Origin of the sequence: Nonomuraea sp. GTA35, from assembly GCF_041950525.1 — a bacterium.
GTDB lineage: Bacteria > Actinomycetota > Actinomycetes > Streptosporangiales > Streptosporangiaceae > Nonomuraea.
Window position 1 is genome coordinate 375,971 of the sequence record NZ_JBGNUV010000002.1, and the last position, 20,298, is coordinate 396,268.

Genomic DNA, 20,298 nt, shown 5'->3' on the forward strand with positions numbered 1-20,298 from the left:
CGTCATGTTCGGCAGATCCCTCTTCGCCGTGTTCGCCGTTGTGGCCGTCGCCTCCGGGTGCGGGGGCGGCTCCGAGAGCTACGCCTCCATCGTCGACAAGGCCAAGAACGACAAGAAGCTGGTGATCGGCGTCAAGGCCGACCAGCCCGGTCTCGGCCTGCGCACGCCTGACGGCAGCTTCACCGGTTTCGACGTCGAGGTGGCCAAGTACGTGGCCAAGCAGCTCGGGGTCGAGCCGAGCGGCATCACCTTCAAGGAGACCGTGTCCGCCAACCGGGAGGCGTTCATCGAGCAGGGCCAGGTGGACATGGTGGTGGCCACCTACTCGATCACCGACGCCCGCAAGCAGAAGGTGTCCTTCGCCGGGCCGTACTTCGTGGCCGGCCAGGACCTGCTGGTCCGCGCCGACGAGGCGGCGCTGACCGGGCCCGAGGCGCTCAACGGCAAGAAGCTGTGCTCGGTCGCCGGCTCCACGCCCGCGCAGAAGGTCAAGGCGGAGTACGCCAAGGAGGTGCAGCTCCAGGAGGAGCGCACGTACTCGGCGTGCGTGGACCGCGTGCTCGGCGGCCAGCTCGACGCCATCACCACCGACAACGTCATCCTGGCCGGGTACGCCGCGCAGCACACCGGCAAGCTCAAGGTGGTCGGCAAGACGTTCAGCACCGAGAAGTACGGCATCGGGCTCAAGAAGGACGACACGGCCGGGCGCAAGGCGATCAACGACGCCCTGGAGAAGATGTTCTCCGACGGGAGCTGGACCAAGGCGCTGCAGGCCAGCGTGGGCGCCTCCGGCTTCGCCCTGCCGCAGGCCCCGCAGCTCGAGCGGTACTGATGGAAGCACTGGTGACCGAAGGCGGCACCATCCTGGCCGCCTTCTGGATGACGGTGCGGCTGACGGCGGTCAGCGCGCTCGGCTCGCTGGTGCTGGGCACGCTGCTGACCGCCATGCGGGTGGCCCCGCTGGCCTCCCTGCGCGCCACCGCCACCGCGTACGTGACCGTGGCCCGCAACACGCCGCTGACGCTGGTGCTGCTGTTCACCGGCCTCGGCATCGGCGCGAACCTGGGCCTGGAGCTGTCCGACGACATCGCGACCAACAACTTCTGGCTCGCCGTCATCGGGCTGACCGCCTACACCTCGGCGTTCGTGTGCGAGGCACTGCGCTCCGGGCTCAACACGGTGCCCGTGGGGCAGGCGGAGGCGGCCCGCTCGCTGGGGCTCGGCTTCGTCAAGACGCTGGCGCTGATCACGCTGCCGCAGGCGTTCCGCGCGGTGGTGGCGCCGCTGGGCAGCATCCTCATCGCGCTGACCAAGAACACCACGATCGCCCTGGTGGTGGGCGTCGCGGAGGCGTCGGTGCGGATGCGCGAGCTCATCGAGACCTACGGTGACCAGGTCATCGAGATCTTCCTCGGCTTCGCCGCCGGCTTCGTGCTGCTGTGCCTGCCGATGGGGTTGCTGTTCGGCTGGTTGTCCAAGCGGATGGCGGTGGCGCGATGACGTACGCGAACCTGTACGAGCGGCCCGGCCCGCGCGGCGTGCGCCGCAACCGGGTGCTGACGGTCCTCGTCGCGGCGGCGCTGCTGGCGGTGGCGTACGTCGTCTACGTGCGCTTCGACGAGAAGGACCAGTGGGCCGCCGAGAAGTGGACGCCGCTGCTGCGCGGCGACGTCTGGGCCACGTTCATCCTGCCCGGCCTGGCCGGCACGCTGGCGGCGGCCGTCGTCGGGGTGGTGCTGGCCGCGCTGTTCGGGCTGGTGTTCGCCGTCGCCCGGTTGTCGGAGCACCGCTGGATCCGGGTGCCGGCGGCCATGGTGGTGGAGTTCTTCCGGTCCGTGCCGCTGCTGCTGCTGATCTTCTTCGCCTTCTTCGGGTCGTTCGTGCTCATCGGCGTGAACATCTCGGCGTTCGCCGCCGTCGTGTTCGGGCTGACCCTCTACAACGGGTCGGTCATCGCGGAGATCGTCCGGGCCGGGGTGCTGAGCCTGCCGAAGGGGCAGCGGGAGGCGGCGTACGCGGTCGGCATGCGCAAGGGGCAGGTGATGCGGCTCGTCCTGCTGCCGCAGGCCGTCAAGGCCATGCTGCCCGCGCTGATCAGCCAGTTCGTGGTGCTGCTGAAGGACTCGGCGCTGGGCCTGATCGTGGGTTACGACGAGCTGGTGGACAGGGGGCTGAACGGGATCGCGGCGAACTTCTCCAACGTCATCCCGGCGGCCATCCTCATCGCGGCCATCTTCATCGTGATCAACATGGCGCTGGACCGGCTGGCCCACCGCCTCGGCGCCTCCTCCACGGCGCGGGCGCCCAGGGTGCGATCCCGGTGACGACCGGCGGGTGAGCTGCCCGTCATGATGAGTTCATGGCGATCTCCCCCGGCCCCTTCTCCGGCCGTACCATCACCGAGCTCGCCCGGGACCTGCGCGCCGGGCACGTCACCGCCACCGGGCTGGCCGAGCAGGCGCTCGCCGCCGCCGGCTCGCTCGGCCCGGCGCTGAACGCGTTCGTCACCGTGGACGCCTCCGGGGCGATGCGGGCGGCGCGCCGGGCGGACGAGGAGCTGGCGGCGGGCACCGACCGAGGACCGCTGCACGGGCTGCCGGTCGCGGTGAAGGACCTGATCGCGGTGGCGGGGCAGCCCGCCACCATGGGGTCGCGGCACTTCGCGCGGTACGTCCCGGACACCGACGCCGGATGCGTGACGCGGCTGCGCCGGGCCGGGGCCGTCATCGTGGGCAAGACGACGACGCACGAGTTCGCGTACGGGCCCACCGGCGACCGCTCCGCCAACGGCCCCTCGCGCAACCCCCGGGACCCGGCGCGCATGTCGGGCGGCTCCAGCGGCGGCAGCGCGGCCGCCGTGGCGGCGGGCATCGTCCCGCTCGCGATCGGCACCGACACGGGCGGGTCCGTGCGCATCCCGGCGGCTCTGTGCGGGATCGCCGGGTTCAAGCCCGCGTACGGGGCGATCCCGGCGGACGGGGTGTTCCCGCTGTCGCGGAGCTACGACCACGTGGGCGTCCTGGCGGGCGGGGCGGAGGACTGCCTGATCGCCTACCGCTGCCTGGGCGAGGAACCGCCCGAGGTGGCCGGGGACGGGGATGTGGGCCGGCCCGACCCGTCCGAGGAGGCCGGCGGCGGGGATGTGGGCTGGCTCGACCCGGCCGGGCTGTTCGACGGTGATCCGCGGGTGACGCGGGCCGTGCGGGCGGCGGTGGCGGCCGGCGGGGAGGTGCGGCTGCCGGCGGGGTTCGCCGAGGAGGTGCGGGAGACGTACGTGGCCGTGCAGAGCTGCGAGACGGCCGCCGTGCACGCCGAGCGGCTGGAGCGGGCGCCCGAGCTGTTCGAGCCCGAGGTGCTGGAGCGGCTGCGCGCCGCCGCGCAGGTGCCCGGCTGGCGGTACGTGCGCGCCCTGGAGGCCAGGCAGCGGCTGGCCGAGGCGGTGGAGGTGCTGTTCGGCCGGCACGACGTGCTCGCGATGCCGACCGTGCCGATCGTCGCGCCGCTGGTGGATCAGCGGGAGTTGATGCTGGACGGCCGGACGGTCGCGGTGCGTCCCGCGTTGCTCGCCCTGACCAGCCCGTGGAACGTGCTCGGCCTGCCCGCGCTGACCGTGCCCGCGGGGACGGTGGACGGGCTGCCGGTGGGGCTGCAGCTCCTCTGCCGTCCGGGCGGCGAGCACCGGCTGTTCACCACCGCCGCCCGCCTCGCCCCCGCCGCGCTCCGCTGACGGGTCAGTGCTCGGCGGCCGGGCGGGCGGGGCCGGGGTCGAGGGCGTGCAGGATGCCGGTGTCCAGCCCGGTGTCGTAGCCGGCGGCGAAGGCCGTCCGGTACGCGCTGTCGCCGATCGCCGCGCGGGCCAGCCGCTCGCACATCTCCCGGGCGGCGACCCACTCGCGGATGCCGAGCCGCGCCCGGCCGATCGTGTCCCACACCTGCTGGGCCAGGCCGAGCCGGCGGGCGGCCGACTCGGCCTGGCCGGAGGCGGAGGCGGCACAGGCCAGCACGTCGAGGGCCATGGCGATGCCGATGCTGTCGTGCAGCCGGTGCTTGATCTCCAGCGCCGACCGGGCGTACGCCTGGGCCGCGTCGTTGCGGCCGAGCGACAGCTCTGCCTGGGCGCGGAAGAGGTCGGCGTACGCGCGCATCCAGCGTTCGCCGTGCTTGTCGCACTCGGCGCACATCTCCTCCAGGGCCTTGACCGCGTCCTCGACGCGGCCCTGCGCCGTGTGCACGTGGCTCTGCCCGAGCCGGGCCAGCAGCGTGGGCAGGGTCAGGCCGCGCTCGGGCCGGTGCACGGCCAGCAGGCTGTCGGCCAGCGCCAGCGCCAGCGCGAGGTCGCCCCTGATGGTGGCGGCGGCCATGACCATGGCCTGGGCGGCGAGCGCCGCGGCGGTGTCGCCGAGCTCCTCGGCGACGCCGGCGCACTCGGCCGCCCACACCATGCCGGCGCTGGGGTCGCCCTGCACCATGAGGGTCAGGCTGCACACCCACAACGCCCTGTTGCGCACCACGCTCGGCTCGGTGTCCAGGGCCAGGGCGCGCTCCAGGTAGTGCTGCCCCTCCCGGAGGAAGCCGCACGGGTACCAGAAGAACCACAGCGCGGCGGCCATCTCCAGCGCGGTGTGGTCACGGGGGTTGGCCAGGCAGAAGTCGAGCGCCGTGCGCAGGTTGTCGTGCTCGGCGTTGGTGCGGTCGTTCCAGGAGATCTGCTCGGGCCCCAGCCAGGCGGCGTCGCCGCGGCGGGCCAGCTTCAGGTAGAAGTCGCGGTGCCGGCGCCGCAGCCCGTCCTGCTCGCCGAGCGCGCGCAGCCAGATGGCGCCGTACTCGCGGATGGTGTCCAGCATCCGGTAGCGCTCGCCGCCGCCGGTGGGCGCCCAGATCACGATCGACTTGTCCACCAGCCCGGCCAGCAGGTCGGGGATGGCGGCGGCGGGCAGCAGCTCGTCGGCGCAGACCTCGGCCACGGCCGTGTCGTCGAAGCTGCCCGCGAACACCGACGTCCGCGCCCACAGCAGCCGCTCCTCCGGCGTGCAGAGCTGGTGGCTCCAGCCGATGGCCGTGCGCAGCGCCTGGTGCCAGGGCGGGTCGGCCTCGTTCACCTCGGCGTCGGTGTCGCCGAGCAGCTCGAACCGGTCGTCGAGCCGCTCGCACAGCTCGGCGGCGGGCAGGTCGCGCAGCCGGGCCGCGGCCAGCTCGATGGCCAGCGGCAGTCCTTCCAGGCGGCGGCACAGGCGGGCCAGGTCGGCCCGGTTGCCGTCGGTGACGGTGAAGCCGGGCAGGGTGCGGGCGGTCCGGTCGGCGAGCAGCTTCACCGCGTCCTGCCGCCCGCCGCCGGCGGGGTCGGGGACGGGGAGCGGGTCGATGATCAGCACCTGCTCGTCGGGCACGCCGAGCGGGCGGCGGCTGGTGGCCAGGATCGACAGCCGGGGCGCGGCCAGGAGCAGCTCGCGGGCCGTGACGGCGCACTCGTCGATCAGGTGCTCGCAGGTGTCCAGCACCAGCAGGAGGTGCCGGTCGGCGAGGTATTCGGTCAGCACCTCCATCATGGGCCTGGTCGTGCGGTCGGCCAGCGGCAGCGCCTCGGCGATGCTGTACGGCACCAGCGCCCCCTCGTCCAGCGCCGAGAGCTGGACGAGCCAGGCGCCGTCACCGTAGCCGGGTTGCATGAGGTCGGCGGCCCGCAGCGCCAGCCGGGTCTTGCCGACGCCGCCCACGCCGGTCAGCGTCACCATCCGGAACTCCCCGCACAACCGGCGGATCCGGGCGAGTTCTCCGCGGCGGCCTACCAGGCTGGTCGTCTCCGGCGGCAGATTCCCGGCATGCCGCCCACCCATGTTCATGATCCTCACCTGTCCGGCTCGGTCCACCGCCTTCGGTGACAGCAGCTTGCCGGACGCGGCCAGGATCCGCCACGAAAAGTGAGAAAGTGACTACGCAACAGACCGGGTTGCGGGCGTTTCCTAATGCCGTCCCTTCTTGAGGGGATCTGCCTGGTTCGTTCGAGGCTCCGGCTCGATCACGCGAAACCCCGGGTCGGCGGACCCTTCCCACTTAACCAAGCGCTTGCTACGCTCCGCCCATGGTGTCCACGATCGTCTGGGGTACCGGCAACATCGGCCGCGCCGCCATCCGTGCCGTCGAGGCCCATCCCGGGCTGAAGCTGACCGCCGTCCTCGTCCACGACCCCGCCAAGATCGGCCGCGACGCGGGCGAGCTGGCCGGGCTCGGCCACCGCCTGGGCGTCACGGCGACCGCCGACGCCGAGGCGGCCCTGGGCGCGGGCCCGGGCGCCGTCGTGTACGCGGCCTCCGGCGACGTCCGCCCGTCCGAGGCGCTGGCCGACGTGGTCCGCGCCCTGCGCGCGGGCGCCGTGGTCGTCACCCCCTCCCTGTACGCGCTGTACGACCACCGCGGCGCACCGCCCGAGATCCGCCGGCCGGTGCTGGCGGCCATCGCGGAGGGCGGCGGCTCCCTGTTCGTCTCCGGCGTCGATCCCGGCTGGGCCAACGACGTGCTGCCGCTGCTGGTCAGCGGGCTGGCCACGACCGTGGACGCCGTACGCTGCCAGGAGATCTTCGACTACTCCACCTACGACCAGCCCGACGCGGTCCGCTACCTGGTCGGCATGGGCCAGCCGATGGAGTACGAGCCGCCGATGCTGGCGCCCACCGTGCCCGCCATGGTGTGGGGCGGTCAGGTGCGGCTGATCGCCAGGGCGCTCGGGGCCGACCTGGACGGCATCCGCGAGCACGTGGAGCGCCGCCCGCTGGAGTCCGCGGTCACCACGGCGTCGATGGGCGCGTTCGAGGCCGGCACGCAGGGCGCGGTGCGGTTCGAGGTGCGCGGGATCGTCGGCGGCGCGCCGAGGATCGTGCTGGAGCACGTCACCCGCATCCACCCGTCCTGCGCCCCCGACTGGCCCGCCCCGCCAGGCGGCGCGGGGGCGCACCGGGTGATCGTCGAGGGCAGTCCGCGCATCGAGGTCACGGTGCAGGCCACCGACGAGGGCGGCAACCACTCCGCGGGCGGCAACGCGACGGCCGTGGGCCGCCTGGTGGGCGCCGTCGAGTGGCTCGTGGAGGCGGGGCCGGGGCTGTACGACGCGCTCGACGTACCGCTGCGGCCCGCCATCGGCAAGCTCGGAAGGAGGAGCGGGTGAAGATCGACATCCCGGAGGGCAAGGACGCGATCGAGTACGTGTGGGGTGAGATGGTGCCCGGCATCGGGCCCGCCGCCTCGCGCTTCTCGCTGGCGGTGTACGCGCACACGACGCTCGGGCTGCGCGAGTTCGAGGCGGCCAGGCTGCGGGTGGCGCAGCTCAACGGCTGCGCGTTCTGCCTGGACTGGCGGACGGAGCGGGACGGGCACACGGTCGAGGACGGCTTCGCCGACGCGGTCGCGGGCTGGCGCACGACCGGCGCCTTCGACGCGCGCACCCGGCTGGCCGCCGAGTACGCCGAACGGTACACCCTCGATCACCACGGGCTGGACGAGGAGTTCTGGGGCCGGATGGGCGCGCACTACAGCCAGCTCGAGATCGTGGAGCTGAGCATGTGCATCGGCTCGTGGCTGGCGTTCGGCCGGCTCAACCACGTCCTGGGCCTGGACACGATGTGCCGCCTCCCGAACGCCCCGTCACCGAAAGCGAGCCCGGCCTCATGAGCAAGATCGACGACGTCTCCCGCCGCGGCTTCCTGACCGCCACCGGCGCCCTGCTCGGCACCGCCGCCCTCGGCGTGCACTCCCCCGCCGCCCGCGCGGCCGGCCCCATCAGCTCGGGGGCGCACGTGGCGGCCCTGGTGATCGGCACCGGGTACGGCGGCTCGGTGGCCGCCCTGCGCCTGGCCGAGGCGGGCGTGCACGTCCACCTGATCGAGATGGGCCAGGCCTGGGACACCCCCGGCCCCGACGGCAAGATCTTCTGCAACACCCGCGAGCCCGACTACCGCTCCTACTGGCTGCGCACCCGCACCAAGGCCCCGCTCAACTACTTCCTCGGCTTCCCGATCGACCGCGACATCCCCCGCCACACCGGCGTCCTGGACGCCGAGGAGTTCGGCGGCATCACCGTCTACCAGGGCCGCGGCGTCGGCGGCGGCTCCCTCGTCAACGGCGGCATGGCGGTCACCCCCAGACGCGAGAACTTCGCCGCCGTCCTCCCCTCGGTCGACCCCGGCGAGATGTACGGCACCTACTACCCGCGCGCCAACGCCGCCCTCGGCGTGGGCACGGTGGACCCGGCCTGGTTCGACACGACTGCCTGCTACCAGTACGCCCGGGTCGGCCGCAAGCACGCCCAGCGCTCCGGCTTCCCGTTCGTGTTCGTGCCGGACGTCTACGACTGGGACTACATGAAGCAGGAGGCGGCCGGCACCGTCCCCCAGTCGGCGCTGGCCGGCGAGATCCTCTACGGCAACAACCACGGCAAGAAGTCGCTGCAGAAGACGTACCTCGCCCGGGCCGCGGCGACCGGCCGCGTCACCGTCTCGCCCCTGCACAGGGTCACCTCGGTAGCCCCGGCGGCGGGCGGCGCGTACACCGTCACGATCGAGCAGATCGACACGACCGGCGGCACCGTCGCCACCAAGACGGTCACGGCCGACCGGGTGTTCTTCGCCGCGGGCAGCGTCGGCACCAGCAAGCTCCTGGTCAAGCTGAAGGCCACCGGCGTGCTGCCGGCGCTCAACGGCGAGATCGGCAAGGGCTGGGGCGACAACGGCAACGTCATGTGCGGCCGGGCGAACCACCTGTGGGACCCCACGGGCAAGCTCCAGTCGGCCATCCCGTGCTGCGGCATCGACAACTGGGCGGCCGGCGGCGCGTTCGCCGAGGTGGCTCCGTTGCCGACCGGGATCGAGACCTACGCCTCGTTCTACCTGTCGATCACCGACAACCCGCACCGCGCGCAGTTCTCCTGGAACGCGGCCGCTGGGCGGGTGGAGCTGAACTGGCAGGCCGCCTGGAAGCAGCCGTCGATCGACATGGCCAGGACCATCTTCGACAAGATCAACGCCAAGGAGGGCACGATCTACCGGACGGACCTGTTCGGCGTCTACAAGATCTGGGGCGACCACCTGACCTACCACCCGCTGGGCGGCGCCGTACTGAACAGGGCCACCGACAACTACGGGCGGCTGACGGCCTATCCGGGCCTGTACGTCATCGACGGGGCGCTGATCCCGGGGAACACGACCGTCAACCCGTTCGTGACGATCACGGCGCTGGCGGAGCGGAACATCGAGCGCATCATCGCCGCCGATCTGTGAGCAGCGGTTCGCGATCGTGCGGGGACGACACGGCGGGACGGGCCGCGGCCGGGGCGTGCCGCGGCCGCGGTCCTCATGGCCGGCTCGCAGACGCACCTGGGCAAGGAGGTGGTGACAACCGTCTGGAGCCCTCCGTCCCGACCGTCACTGTGCGCCCGTCCGTAACTCGCGGTCCACCTCGGCGGTCTACCGTGCGCGGCATGAAGATGCGCAGGTTACTCGCGAGCGTGCTGTCCACGGTCCTGGCCGGCGGTACGGTCACCGTCGTGCTGACCCAGACCCCCACCGCCACGGCCGAGCGCCGGGCCCAGGATCCCATCGTGATCGCCCACCGCGGCGCCTCCGCCCACCGCCCGGAGCACACGCTCCTGTCGTACGAGGCCGCCATCGCGATGGGCGCCGACTACATCGAGCCCGACCTGGTCTCCACCAAGGACCACGTGCTGGTCGCCCGGCACGAGAACGAGATCTCCGGCACCACCGACGTGGCCGCGCGCCCCGAGTTCGCCGGCCGCCGCACCACCAAGACGGTGGACGGCCGGCCCGTCACCGGCTGGTTCACCGAGGACTTCACGCTGGCCGAGCTGAAGACGCTGCGCGCCAAGGAGCGGGTGCCCGACCTGCGGCCGGACAACACGGCGTTCGACGGGCTGGCCGAGATCCCGACGTTCGAGGAGGTCGTGAAGCTCGCGCTGGCGCACGGCGTCGGCGTCTACCCCGAGACCAAGCACCCCACCTACTTCGACTCCATCGGCCTGTCGCTGGAGGAGCCGCTGCTCGACGTGCTGAACCGGTACCGGGTGCGCAAGGCGTACATCCAGTCCTTCGAGACCGCGAACCTGCGTGACCTGCGCGGCAGGACGCGGCTGCCGCTGATCCAGCTCATCACGTCCGGCGGCGCGCCCTACGACTGGGTGGCGGCCGGCAGCACGCGGACCTACGACGACATGGTCAAGCCGGACGGGCTGCGCGAGGTCGCCGCGTACGCGAGCGGGATCGGCGTGGACACCAGGCGCGTCGTCCCGGTGGACGCCTCGGGCGCGACGACCGCGCCCACCACCCTCGTCGCCGACGCCCACCGCAGGCGGCTGGCCGTGCACGTGTGGACGGTACGCAACGAGAACTCGCAGCTCCCCGCCGACTACCGGCTCGGCGACCCGGCCAGCCCCGCCTACCCGCGGGCGACCGGGAACGTGATGGGCTGGCTGTCGCGGCTGCTCGAACTGGGCGTCGACGGCGCGTTCTGCGACGATCCGGGCATGGGCAGGGCCGTGGTGGCCAGGCACTCCGCCTGATCCTCAGGTACGGCGCCAGCGGGACTCGCCGAAGCAGTAACCGGCGAACAGCAGCACGCCCAGCGCCACCACCACGAGCAGCGAGGGCCCCGCCGGGGTCTCGGCGAACTGCCGCAGGGTGGCGTCGATGCCGCCCGCCTTGTCCGCGTCGTGGGTGATCGCCGCGTAGATGACGAAGATCCCGGCCATCCCGGCGATCGCCCCGCGGGCGGCGTACCCGCCGACCCCGAGCCGGTCCATGACCGTTCTGGCTCTGGGGGACATCCGCCCCTGGTCGAGCTCCTCCCTGAAGCCCTTGGTGGCGCCCCGGTGCACCCAGTAGACGCCGAGCGCCACGAGGCCGAGCCCGATCGCGCCCACGATCCACTCCCCGGCGGGCAGGCTGAGCAGCTTGCCCGTCACGTCCTGCGACTTCTGGTCGTCGGAGCCCGCCTTGCCGGAGGTGATCACGCTCCACAGCGTGTAGACCACCAAGACGTAGACGAGGACCCGCGCGACCGCCTCGGCCCGCTCGAACGCCTTCCCCCCGCCGAACAACGCCTCGGACGCCTGCCACAGGGCCAGCGCCGCGAACCCGGCGACCATGGTCCACAGCAGCACCTCACTGAACGGCAGCCGGGCTAAGGTGCTGATGGCCCCGGCCTTGTCGGCCTCGCCGCCCGACCCCTGGCCGAGGCCGATCTGCAGGGCCACCACGCCGATCAGCGCGTACAGCACGCCGCGGCACGCCAGGCCGACCCTGGTGAGCACGGCCATCGGCCGGCTGCGCGTCGCGCGCCGCGTCGCGGCCTTCGCCTCGTGCCCCGCCTGTTGCGCGGTATTCACTGTTACCTCCAACATGGTCCTTCCGGAGAACCCCGAGTGCCCGGGATTCGCGGCTCTACGCCTCGGCATGGCCCTGCCAGGGACGACGTGGCTGGTTACAGTGGTCCGGTGAGCCACGACCAGCACGGCCTGGCGATGACCGGGGCGAGTGCCGCGGCGGTGCGGCACTACGATCGCGCGATCGACGAGTTGCTGCACTTCAGGGCCGAGGTGGACGCCGAGGCGAACGCCGCGCTGGCCGAGTCGCCCGACTTCGCGATGGGCAACGTCCTGGCGGCGTACCTGGGGCTGCTGACCACGCAGGCCGAGGACGCGCGCACGGCGCGGGCGCGGTTCGGGGCGTTCCTGCGCAGGACCGACGGCGGCGCGCTGCTCCCCCGCGAGCGGGCGCACGTCGCGGCGGTGCGGGCGCTGCTCGGCGGCGACTTCCTGACCTGCGGGGCGCTGCTCGCCGACCTCACGGCCGAGCACCCGCGCGACGCGCTGGCGCTGGCCGTCGGGCACCAGATCGACTTCTTCACCGGCGACGCCCGCATGCTGCGCGACCGGATCGGCGGGGCGCTGACCTCCTGGCGGGAGGATGACCCGCACCTCGGGCACGTGCTCGGCATGTACGCCTTCGGCCTGGAGGAGGCCGGGCACTACGACCGTTCGGAGGAGGTCGGGCTGCGGGCGGTGGAGCTGAACCCGCGCGACGTGTGGGGCATCCACGCGGTGGTGCACACCTACGAGATGCAGGGGCGCTTCGGTGACGGGCTGCGCTATCTCGACGCGCGGGTGCCCGACTGGTCGTCCGGGACGTTCTTCAACATCCACAACTGGTGGCACTACTGCCTGTACGCCCTGGAGACCGGCGACGTGCCGCGCGTGCTGGCCGTCTACGACGCGGTGCTGGCCGGCGGGCAGTCGTGCATGGAGCTGCTCGACGCGGCGGCGCTGCTGTGGCGGCTCCACCTGGAGGGCTCCGAGCAGCACGAGCGCTGGCGGGCGCTGGCCGACGCGTGGCCGGCGCGGGTGGCGGAGCCGTTCTACGCCTTCAACGACATGCACGCGGTGATGTCGTACGTGGGCGCCGGGCGGGTCGGGGAGGCGGAGAAGCTGATCGCGGGGCGGGCGGCGTACGTGGCCGAGCCGCACCCGGGGGTCACCAACCACGACATGACGCTCAGGGTGGGGCTGCCGGTGTGCCGGGCGATCGTGGCGTTCGGGCGGGGCGACTACGGGGCGGTGGTGGATCTGCTCCATCCGATCAGGCACCGGGTCAACGAGTTCGGCGGCAGCCACGCGCAGCGGGACGCCGTGCAGCGCACGCTGCTGGAGGCGGCGCTGCGGGCCGGGCGGCGGGACGTCGCCAGGGCGCTGGTGAGCGAGCGGATCAGCATGCGGCCGTGCAGCCCGTACAACTGGCTCAAGCAGGCGGCGCTGGCCGAGGCGGTGGGCGACGGCGCGGCGGCGGCCGTCGCGCGCGGCCGGGCGGGCGAGCTCGCCCGGTCCGGAGGCGCGCTCGCCCGATCCGGAATTGTCGGAGCCGCAGGGTAGTTTCTGCTCACATGGATCGGCAACTCACCCTGATGGTCGTGCACGCCCACCCCGACGACGAATGTCTGAGCACCGGCGGCATCCTCGCCCGCTACACCGAGGAGGGCATCCGCACGGTCCTGGTCACCTGCACCAACGGCGAGCAGGGCGACGGCGAAGGCGGTGTCAAGCCGGGCGAGCCCGGTCACGACGACGAGGCGGTGGCGCGGCAGCGGCTGGGCGAGCTGCGCGAGTCGGTCGCCCACCTGGGCATCGACCATCTGGAGCTGCTCGGCTACCGCGACTCCGGCATGGACGGCTGGGACGGCAACGGCCACCCCGGCGCGTTCGCCAACGTGCCCGTCGAGACGGCCGCCGCCAGGCTGGCCGCGCTGATGGAGCACTACCGGCCGCAGGTCGTGGTCACCTACGACGAGACGGGCGGCGGCGGTTACGGCCACCCCGACCACGTGCAGACGCACCGCGTCACGGTGGCCGCCGCCGAGCGCACCGGCATCCCCGACAAGCTCTACTACACCGCCATCCCCCGGTCGGCGATCAAGCGCATGTTCGAGCTGATGCGCGAGACCGGCGTCGAGGTCGGCGACTTCACGCCCTCCGACGACTTCGGCACCCCCGACGAGCGGGTGACCAGCATCGTCGACGTCTCCCCCTACGTCGAGCGCAAGCTCAAGGCCCTGCGGGCGCACGAGAGCCAGGGGGAGAACATCTTCCTGCTGCGCATGCCGGAGGAGGCGCAGCAGCAGGCGTTCTCGCACGAGGCGTTCGAGCGGGTGCTGAGCAAGGTGGACACGCCGGCGCACGAGGAGGACCTGTTCGCGGGCCTGCGCGACGCCTGACCTTCTCCCCCATGGACGACCCGCGGTCACCGCCGCGATGTTGAAAGTTTCACCGCCTTCGCTCCTTCACCGCAGCTGGCCGGATCATCACCGGCGTACCGGTTGAGATCGGGCGCCGTGGGGTTTACGGTTCTGGCACCGATCCGGTCAAGGAGCCCGTCATGCGCGCCCGTGTCGTCCCGGCCCTGATCCTGACCCTGCTCGCCCCGCTGCTCGCCCTCGGCGCCGGCGTCCCCCAGGCCCATGCCCAGGTGGTGGGCGGGTTCGACTTCGACAGGGCGGAGGTGTCCGTCACGGGCCTGCAGGTGCCGTGGGCCATGGCGTTCCTGCCGGACGGCAGCGCGCTGGTCTCCGAGCGGAACACGGGCCGCGTCATGCAGGTCCGTCCCGGCCAGGCGCCCGCCCCGGTCGCCACGGTGAGCGGGGTGAGCGCCTCGGGCGAGAGCGGCCTGCTGGGCCTGGCGGTCTCGCCCACGTACGCGCAGGACGGCTGGGTGTACGCGTACTTCACCAGCACGAGCGGCGACAACCGCCTGGTCAGGTTCCAGCTCAGCGCCCCGCAGACGCAGACGGTGATCTTCTCGGGGGTGCCGAGCGCGGCCGTCCACGACGGCGGCCGGATCGCGTTCGGCCCGGACGGCATGCTGTACGTGGCCACCGGCGACGCGAACAACACCGCCAACGCCCAGAACCTCAACAGCCTCGCCGGCAAGATCCTGCGCATGACGCCCACCGGCGGCGTCCCGTCGGGCAACCCGTTCGCGGGCTCCCGCGTCTGGAGCTACGGTCACCGCAACGTCCAGGGCCTGGCCTGGGACTCCCAGGGCAGGATGTACGCCACCGAGTTCGGCCAGAACACCTGGGACGAGGTCAACCAGATCGTCGCGGGCGGCAACTACGGCTGGCCCACCTGCGAGGGCACCTGCTCCAGCGGCGGCTTCCGCAACCCGATCGTCACGTGGACCACGGCCGAGGCGTCGCCGAGCGGGCTGGCGTACGCCAACGACACGCTGTTCGCGGCGGCGCTGCGCGGCCAGCGGCTGTGGGCGGTCCCGCTGACCGCCGGCGGCGGGGCCGGCACGCCGGTGGCCGAGCTGCAGGGCGAGTACGGGCGGCTGCGCGCGGTGGCCGTCGGGCCCGACGGCTGGCTCTGGGTGGGCACCAGCAACCGTGACGGCCGCGGCAACCCGGTGGCGCAGGACGACCGCATCATCCGCGTCCCGCCCGCGTCGGGCGGCACCGACACGCAGGCGCCGACCGCGCCCGCGGGCCTGGCCGCCTCGGGCACGACCGCCACCGCGACCACCCTGACGTGGGCCGCCTCCACCGACGACGTGGGCGTGACCGGCTACGACATCCTGCGCGCCCCGGGCGCGTCGGGGGGCTCCTTCACGCAGGTGGGCACGTCCGCGACCGCCACCTACACCGACACGGGCCTGACGGCGGGCAGCACCTACCGCTACCAGGTGCGCGCCCGCGACGCGGCCGGCAACCTCTCCCCCGTGTCGGCAGCGGTCACGGTCACCACCACGACCGGCGGCACGCCGGGCGGCTGCACGGCCACGGCGACCACGCAGACGCAGTGGGGCACCGGGTACGTGATCCAGCCCGTCACCGTCGCCAACCCGGGCACCTCCGCCAGGAACGGCTGGACGGTGACGTTCACGCTGCCCGCCGGGCACACCGTCACAGGCTCGTGGAACGCGGCGCTGACCGTCTCCGGCCGGACGGTCACGGCCAGGAACACGGCCCACAACGGCACGCTGGGCGCCGGCCAGAGCACCACGTTCGGCTTCCAGGCCACCCGCCCCAGCGGCGACACCGGGCTCCCCTCCGGGTACGGATGCGCGTGATCCGGCTCCAGCCGCGCCGTGGCCGGCCCCGGCTCAGATCCAGCCGCGCCGGGTCGCCTCCATCGCGACCTGGAACCGGGTCTGCACGCCGAGGCGCCGCATCAGCTTGGTGAGGTGCCGCTGCACGGTCCGCTCGCTCCACCCGAGCGCGCGGCCGGCCGCCTTGTCGGTGGTGCCCGCGGCCAGCAGGGTCAGCAGCCGCTCCTCGTCCTGCGACAGGCCCCGCTCCGGGTCCTGCGCGGTCAGCCGCACCGGCCGGCTGCGCTCCCACAGCGCCTCGAACAGCGCCACCAGCGCGTCGAGCAGCGGTGACGGGTGGATCAGGTACGAGGCCGACACCACGCTGTCGCCTGCCCGCAGCAGCGGGATGATGGCCAGCCGGTCGTCGGAGATGCCCAGCTTCATCGGCAGGTTCGCGGCGATCCTGGCCTCCTCCCCGTGCTGCAGGCCCATCATGACGTCGTCCAGCCAGCCGGGCAGCTCCAGCACGCTGGTGTCGTAGATGACGCGGTATTTCACGCCGTGCCGGAGCAGGTGGAGCTCGACCGGGTTCGGCTCGGTGTGCTCCTGCGGGGCGGCGTACGGCGGCCGGTCGAAGCCGCGCATCTGCACCCGCGTGTCCTGCTGCATCCGCACCCACCGGTGGTTGACCTCCTCGCGCCCCGAGACCACCTCGATCAGCTCGCCGGGGTGGGCGAAGCGGGTGCCGGCGCGGTAGACGTCCATGAGCGCGCGGATGTGGGTGCGCACGTCGTCCAGCTCCCGCTCGCGCTCGCGCAGGATGGCCTCCAGGCTGCTGTCGGGCGAGACGGCGACGTAGCGGACGGGCCGGCCGGTCGAGCGGGTGGCCAGGCCCAGCTCGACCAGTGACTGCAGGACGCGACGGGCGGACGGGGGCGGCAGGTGGCAGTCGGCGACGATCTCGGCGACCGTCGCCTGGGTGCGACGGACGAGCGCGTCGTAGACCTCCTCGTCCTGATGGCCGAGTCCGATGGCCTCCAGCATCGCCGCCTCCGTGGGTGTCGGGTTCACGTCACATGACAGAAACTCGTCATCAACGGATCTTGTCAGGAAACATCGGAGGATGTCAGCGTTCTCGGTGCACCATCGGCCCCAGCGGCCACAGATATGAAGGAGCCCCATGCCGCTGACCTCCCGCCGTTCCGCCGGGCGGCGCCTGCTCGCCGCCGTCTTACCAGCCGTACTGATGACCTCAGGGACGTTCGGGATGATCGTCGCGAGCCCGGCGCAGGCGCAGGCCGTCACCGCCGAGCCCGGTGGCGAACCCAAGATCGACGCCAAGCTGGCGGAACAGATGAAGAGCGCCCGCGGCCGCCTGGAGGCGGTCGTCGTGCTGCGCACCGCTCAGGAGCCGCCGCCCGTGGACTCCGCCGCCGGGGCACGCGAGGCGCTGACGGCCGGCGCGCGGCCCGTGCAGGACCCCGTGGCCGCGTTCGTGCGCTCGCGCGGCGACCAGGTGGTCAACACGTTCTGGCTGAAGAACATGATCCTGGTACGGGCCACGCCCGGCACGCTCGGCGCCCTGGCCGAGCTCGACCTGGTCGACCGGATCATCCCCAACTTCACCCTGACCGCCCCCGCGCCGGACAAGGCCGTGGCTCCCGCGAGCGCCGGTGCCACGACCTGGGGCATCGCCAAGATCGGCGCCGACCGGGTGCGCAGCGAGCGCGGCCTGACGGGCAAGGGCGTGCGCGTGGCCGTGCTCGACACCGGCATCGACGTCACCCACCCCGACCTGAAGGGCAAGCTCGTCAGCGCCGACCCCGCGGACCCGAAGGCGCCGGGCGGCTGGATCGAGTTCGACGCCGAGGGCAAGCCGGTGGCCAGCGAGCCGCACGACAGCGCCTACCACGGCACGCACGTGGCGGGCACGATCGCGGGCGGCGACGCCTCCGGCACGCAGATCGGCGTCGCGCCGGGCGCCGGGCTGATGGCCGGGCTGGTCATCCCGGGCGGCCGGGGCACGCTCGCGCAGGTGGTCGCCGGCATGCAGTGGGCGCTGGCGCCGTACAAGGCGGACGGCACCCCGGCGGGCGAGCCCGCCGACGTCGTCAGCATGTCGCTGGGCGCCGAGGGGTACGCCGACGAGCTGATCGAGCCGGCCAGGAACATCTACCGCGCCGGCGCGTTCCCCTCCTTCGCCATCGGCAACGACTGCGCGCCCGGCGGCTCCGGCAGCCCCGGCAACGTGTACGAGGCCGTGGCGGTGGGCGCGACCGACGTCAACGACGACGTGCCGGACTTCTCCTGCGGCGGCACGGTCAAGCGCGCCGACTGGTTCGACGCGCCGCCGGAGTGGCCCAACGCGTACGTCGTGCCTGACGTCTCCGCCCCCGGCGTGGACGTGGTGTCGGCCATGCCCGGCGGCCAGTACGCCGCGCTGAACGGCACCTCGATGGCCACCCCGCACGTCTCCGGCACGGTGGCGCTGATGCTGGAGGCCCGCCCCGGCCTGAGCGTGGACGCGGCCGAGGAGATCCTGGCCGGCACGTCGGTCTCCGACGACCGGTACGGCCCGCGCCCGAACACCCGCGTCGGCCAGGGCCGCATCGACGCCTACGCCGCCGTCGCGGAGGCGGCGCTCGCCGGCGGCGTGCGCGGTGTCGTCACCGACGAGCGCAGCCGCAGGCCGCTGAGCGGCGTGAAGGTGGTCAGGGCCGACGGCCGCGGCACGGAGACCGACGCGAACGGCCGGTTCGAGCTGCGGCTCCCGGCGGGCGAGCACGCGCTCACGCTGTCCAGGTTCGGCTACGAGACCGCCTCGAAGACGTTCAGGGTGCGGGCCGACCGGCTCTCGGACGTGCGGCTGGAGCTGGAGCGCACCCGCTGGAGCACGATCTCGGGGCGGGTGACGTACGAGCCGACCGGCGCGAGCGTGCCCGGCGCCACGGTCACCGTGCTGAACGTCCCCGACGTGCTGACGGGCACGACCGGCGCCGACGGCCGGTACACGATCAAGGACGTGCCGGCCGGCGACCACCGGATCTCCGCGCACGCCACGGGCATCTCCAGGTCGGACCCGGTGGCCGTCACCGTCGGCCGGGGCAGCGCGGGCGCGGACGTCGTGCTGCCGCGGCGCCCGCGGACCGAGCGGCTGTCGCTGGGCTCGGACGGGCGGCAGGCCAACCACGACGCGTGGTGGCCCGAGCTGAGCGGCGACGGCAACGTCGTGGTGTTCGCCAGCTTCGCCTCCAACCTCGCCGACGACGAGGACACCAACGGCGAGCTGGACATCTTCGCCACCGACCGGCGCACCCGCGAGACGCGGCGGGTCTCGGTGCCGAGCGGCGGCGGGCTGGCGGACGGGTTCTCGCTGTCGCCCACGGTCAGCAGGGACGGGCGGTTCGTCGGCTTCAACAGCGGGGCGACCAACCTGGTGCCCGGCGACTCCAACGGCCTGTCGGACGCGTTCGCGCACGACCGGCAGACCGGGACCACCGAGCTGCTGTCGGTGTCGTCCGACGGCACGCCGGGCGACGGGATGTCGGGACCGCCCAGGTTCAGCGCGGACGGCCGGTTCGCGGTCTTCGACAGCGACGCGGCGAACCTCGTGCCGGGCGACACGAACGGGCGCACGGACGTCTTCCTGCGCGACCGGCAGGCCGGCACGACCCAGCGCCTGTCGGTCGCGCAAGGCGGCACGCAGGTGGACGGGAACTCGCGGGAGCCCACGATCAGCGCCGACGGCCGGTACGTGGCCTTCCAGAGCAGCGCCGACGCCCTGACCCCCGGTGACGCGAACGGCGTGATCGACGCGTACGTGCTGGACCGGCAGGCGGGGACGCTGACGCGGCTCGCGGTGCCGTACCCGGAGGAGGAGACGACCGGGCCGGTCATCAGCGCGGGCGGGAACGCCGTGGCCTTCTCCAACGGCGCCGGCCTCGGCGAGCTCTACGTCCAGGTGCTCGGCACCGGCACGTCCGAGCTGGTGTCGGCGACCACCGGCGGCAAGCCGGCGGGCGCCATGTCCTTCGCTCCCGCGCTCACCGCCGACGGGAGCCAGGTCGCCTTCTACAGCGACTCCGGCGAGCTGGTCGCCGGGGACACGGGCGGGCTCAACGACGTGTTCGTCCGCGACGTCGCGGCGGGCACCACCACCCGGATCTCCGCCGGCCTGCGGGGCGAGGAGGGCGACGGCCGCGCCGTGCTGCCGTCGATCAGCGAGGACGGCCGGTACGTGGCCTTCGAGAGCGGCTCGGCGAACCTGGCCGAGGGCGACACCAACAAGCGGGACGACGTGTTCGTGCACGACCTGGTGGCCGGGCCGGAGGCGCTGTTCACGGTGAGCGGCCTGGAGGTCTCGACGTCCCGCTCCGTGCGGGTGCGGGCGCTGGTGAAGAACGTGGGCGAGCGGGCGGGCTCGTACGAGGCCGTGCTGCGCGTGGACGGCGCGCAGGTGCAGCGGCGCAGCGTGCCGCTGGCGGCCGGCCGCAGCACGCGGGTCTCGTTCGAGCTGCGGCGCCCCGCGGCGGGCACGCACACGGTGGAGCTGGGGACGCTGAGCGGGCAGTTCACGGTGAAACGCTGAGCCCTTCGCGGCAGGGCCGTCCCAGGCGGGGCGGCCCCTTCGCGCCCCCGGGCCCCACCGCGCTCCTAGGGCCCACCACGCCCCCCGAGGCCCACCACGCTCCTGGGTCACCGCGCTCTTGGGGGCCCGCCG

At 73.2% G+C, this 20,298-nt stretch carries 15 protein-coding genes; 12 read left to right on the forward strand and 3 right to left on the reverse strand.

The features are described 5' to 3' along the window. Nucleotides 1–4: 4 nt before the first annotated feature. Genes ACBJ32_RS08480 through ACBJ32_RS08495 form a run of 4 tightly spaced genes read left to right on the forward strand, consistent with a single transcriptional unit; the run spans nucleotide 5 to nucleotide 3,727 of the window. Complete coding sequence (locus tag ACBJ32_RS08480; RefSeq protein WP_357883041.1) at nucleotides 5–832, forward strand: glutamate ABC transporter substrate-binding protein; 828 nt, start codon at nucleotides 5–7, stop codon at nucleotides 830–832. Continuing rightward, complete coding sequence (locus tag ACBJ32_RS08485) at nucleotides 832–1,500, forward strand: amino acid ABC transporter permease (RefSeq protein WP_357883044.1); 669 nt, start codon at nucleotides 832–834, stop codon at nucleotides 1,498–1,500. The genes ACBJ32_RS08480 and ACBJ32_RS08485 overlap by 1 nt, the downstream gene beginning before the upstream one ends. Next, nucleotides 1,497–2,324 (forward strand): amino acid ABC transporter permease, encoded by an 828-nt coding sequence (locus ACBJ32_RS08490; protein WP_357883047.1) that lies wholly within the window; start codon nucleotides 1,497–1,499, stop codon nucleotides 2,322–2,324. The genes ACBJ32_RS08485 and ACBJ32_RS08490 overlap by 4 nt, the downstream gene beginning before the upstream one ends. Nucleotides 2,325–2,359: 35 nt before the next feature. Beyond that, nucleotides 2,360–3,727, forward strand: coding sequence for an amidase (locus tag ACBJ32_RS08495; protein WP_375126242.1), 1,368 nt, complete (start codon nucleotides 2,360–2,362; stop codon nucleotides 3,725–3,727). 4 nt (nucleotides 3,728–3,731) lie between these two features. Here ACBJ32_RS08495 and ACBJ32_RS08500 read toward each other — a convergent pair whose 3' ends face one another. After that, complete coding sequence (locus ACBJ32_RS08500; RefSeq protein ID WP_375126243.1) at nucleotides 3,732–5,840, reverse strand: ATPase; 2,109 nt, start codon at nucleotides 5,838–5,840, stop codon at nucleotides 3,732–3,734. A 239-nt stretch (nucleotides 5,841–6,079) separates the two neighbouring features. Here ACBJ32_RS08500 and ACBJ32_RS08505 point away from each other — a divergent pair, with 239 nt between their 5' ends. The 4 genes from ACBJ32_RS08505 (at nucleotide 6,080) to ACBJ32_RS08520 (ending at nucleotide 10,561) form a co-directional block, all read left to right on the forward strand. Next, a complete protein-coding gene (locus ACBJ32_RS08505; RefSeq protein WP_375126244.1) occupies nucleotides 6,080–7,159 on the forward strand; it encodes a dihydrodipicolinate reductase in 1,080 nt (359 codons plus the stop codon). Then, nucleotides 7,156–7,662: a carboxymuconolactone decarboxylase family protein gene (locus ACBJ32_RS08510; protein WP_375126245.1), complete on the forward strand. Its 507-nt coding sequence runs from the start codon at nucleotides 7,156–7,158 to the stop codon at nucleotides 7,660–7,662. The genes ACBJ32_RS08505 and ACBJ32_RS08510 overlap by 4 nt, the downstream gene beginning before the upstream one ends. Continuing rightward, nucleotides 7,659–9,266 (forward strand): GMC oxidoreductase, encoded by a 1,608-nt coding sequence (locus ACBJ32_RS08515; RefSeq protein ID WP_375126246.1) that lies wholly within the window; start codon nucleotides 7,659–7,661, stop codon nucleotides 9,264–9,266. The genes ACBJ32_RS08510 and ACBJ32_RS08515 overlap by 4 nt, the downstream gene beginning before the upstream one ends. 200 nt (nucleotides 9,267–9,466) lie before the next feature. Then, entirely contained in the window at nucleotides 9,467–10,561 is a 1,095-nt protein-coding gene (locus ACBJ32_RS08520; protein WP_375126247.1) for a glycerophosphodiester phosphodiesterase, read from the forward strand. 3 nt (nucleotides 10,562–10,564) lie between these two features. On the opposite strand, the gene ACBJ32_RS08525 is transcribed toward ACBJ32_RS08520, so the two are convergent. Then, entirely contained in the window at nucleotides 10,565–11,386 is an 822-nt protein-coding gene (locus tag ACBJ32_RS08525) for a DUF1206 domain-containing protein (protein WP_375126248.1), read from the reverse strand. 108 nt (nucleotides 11,387–11,494) lie between these two features. On the opposite strand from ACBJ32_RS08525, the gene ACBJ32_RS08530 reads away from it, so the two are divergent. The 3 genes from ACBJ32_RS08530 to ACBJ32_RS08540 all read left to right on the forward strand — a co-directional run bounded on the left by ACBJ32_RS08530 (nucleotide 11,495) and on the right by ACBJ32_RS08540 (nucleotide 15,617). Beyond that, nucleotides 11,495–12,925, forward strand: coding sequence for a tetratricopeptide repeat protein (locus ACBJ32_RS08530; RefSeq protein ID WP_375126249.1), 1,431 nt, complete (start codon nucleotides 11,495–11,497; stop codon nucleotides 12,923–12,925). 11 nt (nucleotides 12,926–12,936) lie between these two features. Beyond that, complete coding sequence (locus ACBJ32_RS08535; RefSeq protein WP_357883073.1) at nucleotides 12,937–13,764, forward strand: PIG-L family deacetylase; 828 nt, start codon at nucleotides 12,937–12,939, stop codon at nucleotides 13,762–13,764. Nucleotides 13,765–13,925: 161 nt separating this feature from the next. Then, nucleotides 13,926–15,617, forward strand: a complete 1,692-nt coding sequence (locus tag ACBJ32_RS08540; RefSeq protein WP_375126250.1) for a PQQ-dependent sugar dehydrogenase — start codon at nucleotides 13,926–13,928, stop codon at nucleotides 15,615–15,617. A 33-nt stretch (nucleotides 15,618–15,650) separates the two neighbouring features. Here the strand turns inward: ACBJ32_RS08540 and ACBJ32_RS08545 are convergent, their stop codons facing one another. Next, nucleotides 15,651–16,649, reverse strand: coding sequence for a helix-turn-helix domain-containing protein (locus tag ACBJ32_RS08545; RefSeq protein WP_357883079.1), 999 nt, complete (start codon nucleotides 16,647–16,649; stop codon nucleotides 15,651–15,653). 109 nt (nucleotides 16,650–16,758) lie between these two features. On the opposite strand from ACBJ32_RS08545, the gene ACBJ32_RS08550 reads away from it, so the two are divergent. Next, nucleotides 16,759–20,166: a S8 family serine peptidase gene (locus tag ACBJ32_RS08550; RefSeq protein WP_375126251.1), complete on the forward strand. Its 3,408-nt coding sequence runs from the start codon at nucleotides 16,759–16,761 to the stop codon at nucleotides 20,164–20,166. Nucleotides 20,167–20,298 lie beyond the last annotated feature (132 nt).

Coding starts and splice junctions, on each gene's coding strand:
- ACBJ32_RS08535 (WP_357883073.1), top strand. CDS start 12,937: ATGGATCGGCAACTCACCCTGATGGTCGTGCACGCCCACCCCGACGAC.
- ACBJ32_RS08550 (WP_375126251.1), top strand. CDS start 16,759: ATGCCGCTGACCTCCCGCCGTTCCGCCGGGCGGCGCCTGCTCGCCGCC.
- ACBJ32_RS08505 (WP_375126244.1), top strand. CDS start 6,080: ATGGTGTCCACGATCGTCTGGGGTACCGGCAACATCGGCCGCGCCGCC.
- ACBJ32_RS08515 (WP_375126246.1), top strand. CDS start 7,659: ATGAGCAAGATCGACGACGTCTCCCGCCGCGGCTTCCTGACCGCCACC.
- ACBJ32_RS08540 (WP_375126250.1), top strand. CDS start 13,926: ATGCGCGCCCGTGTCGTCCCGGCCCTGATCCTGACCCTGCTCGCCCCG.
- ACBJ32_RS08520 (WP_375126247.1), top strand. CDS start 9,467: ATGAAGATGCGCAGGTTACTCGCGAGCGTGCTGTCCACGGTCCTGGCC.
- ACBJ32_RS08485 (WP_357883044.1), top strand. CDS start 832: ATGGAAGCACTGGTGACCGAAGGCGGCACCATCCTGGCCGCCTTCTGG.
- ACBJ32_RS08490 (WP_357883047.1), top strand. CDS start 1,497: ATGACGTACGCGAACCTGTACGAGCGGCCCGGCCCGCGCGGCGTGCGC.
- ACBJ32_RS08495 (WP_375126242.1), top strand. CDS start 2,360: ATGGCGATCTCCCCCGGCCCCTTCTCCGGCCGTACCATCACCGAGCTC.
- ACBJ32_RS08480 (WP_357883041.1), top strand. CDS start 5: ATGTTCGGCAGATCCCTCTTCGCCGTGTTCGCCGTTGTGGCCGTCGCC.
- ACBJ32_RS08500 (WP_375126243.1), bottom strand. CDS start 5,840: ATGAACATGGGTGGGCGGCATGCCGGGAATCTGCCGCCGGAGACGACC.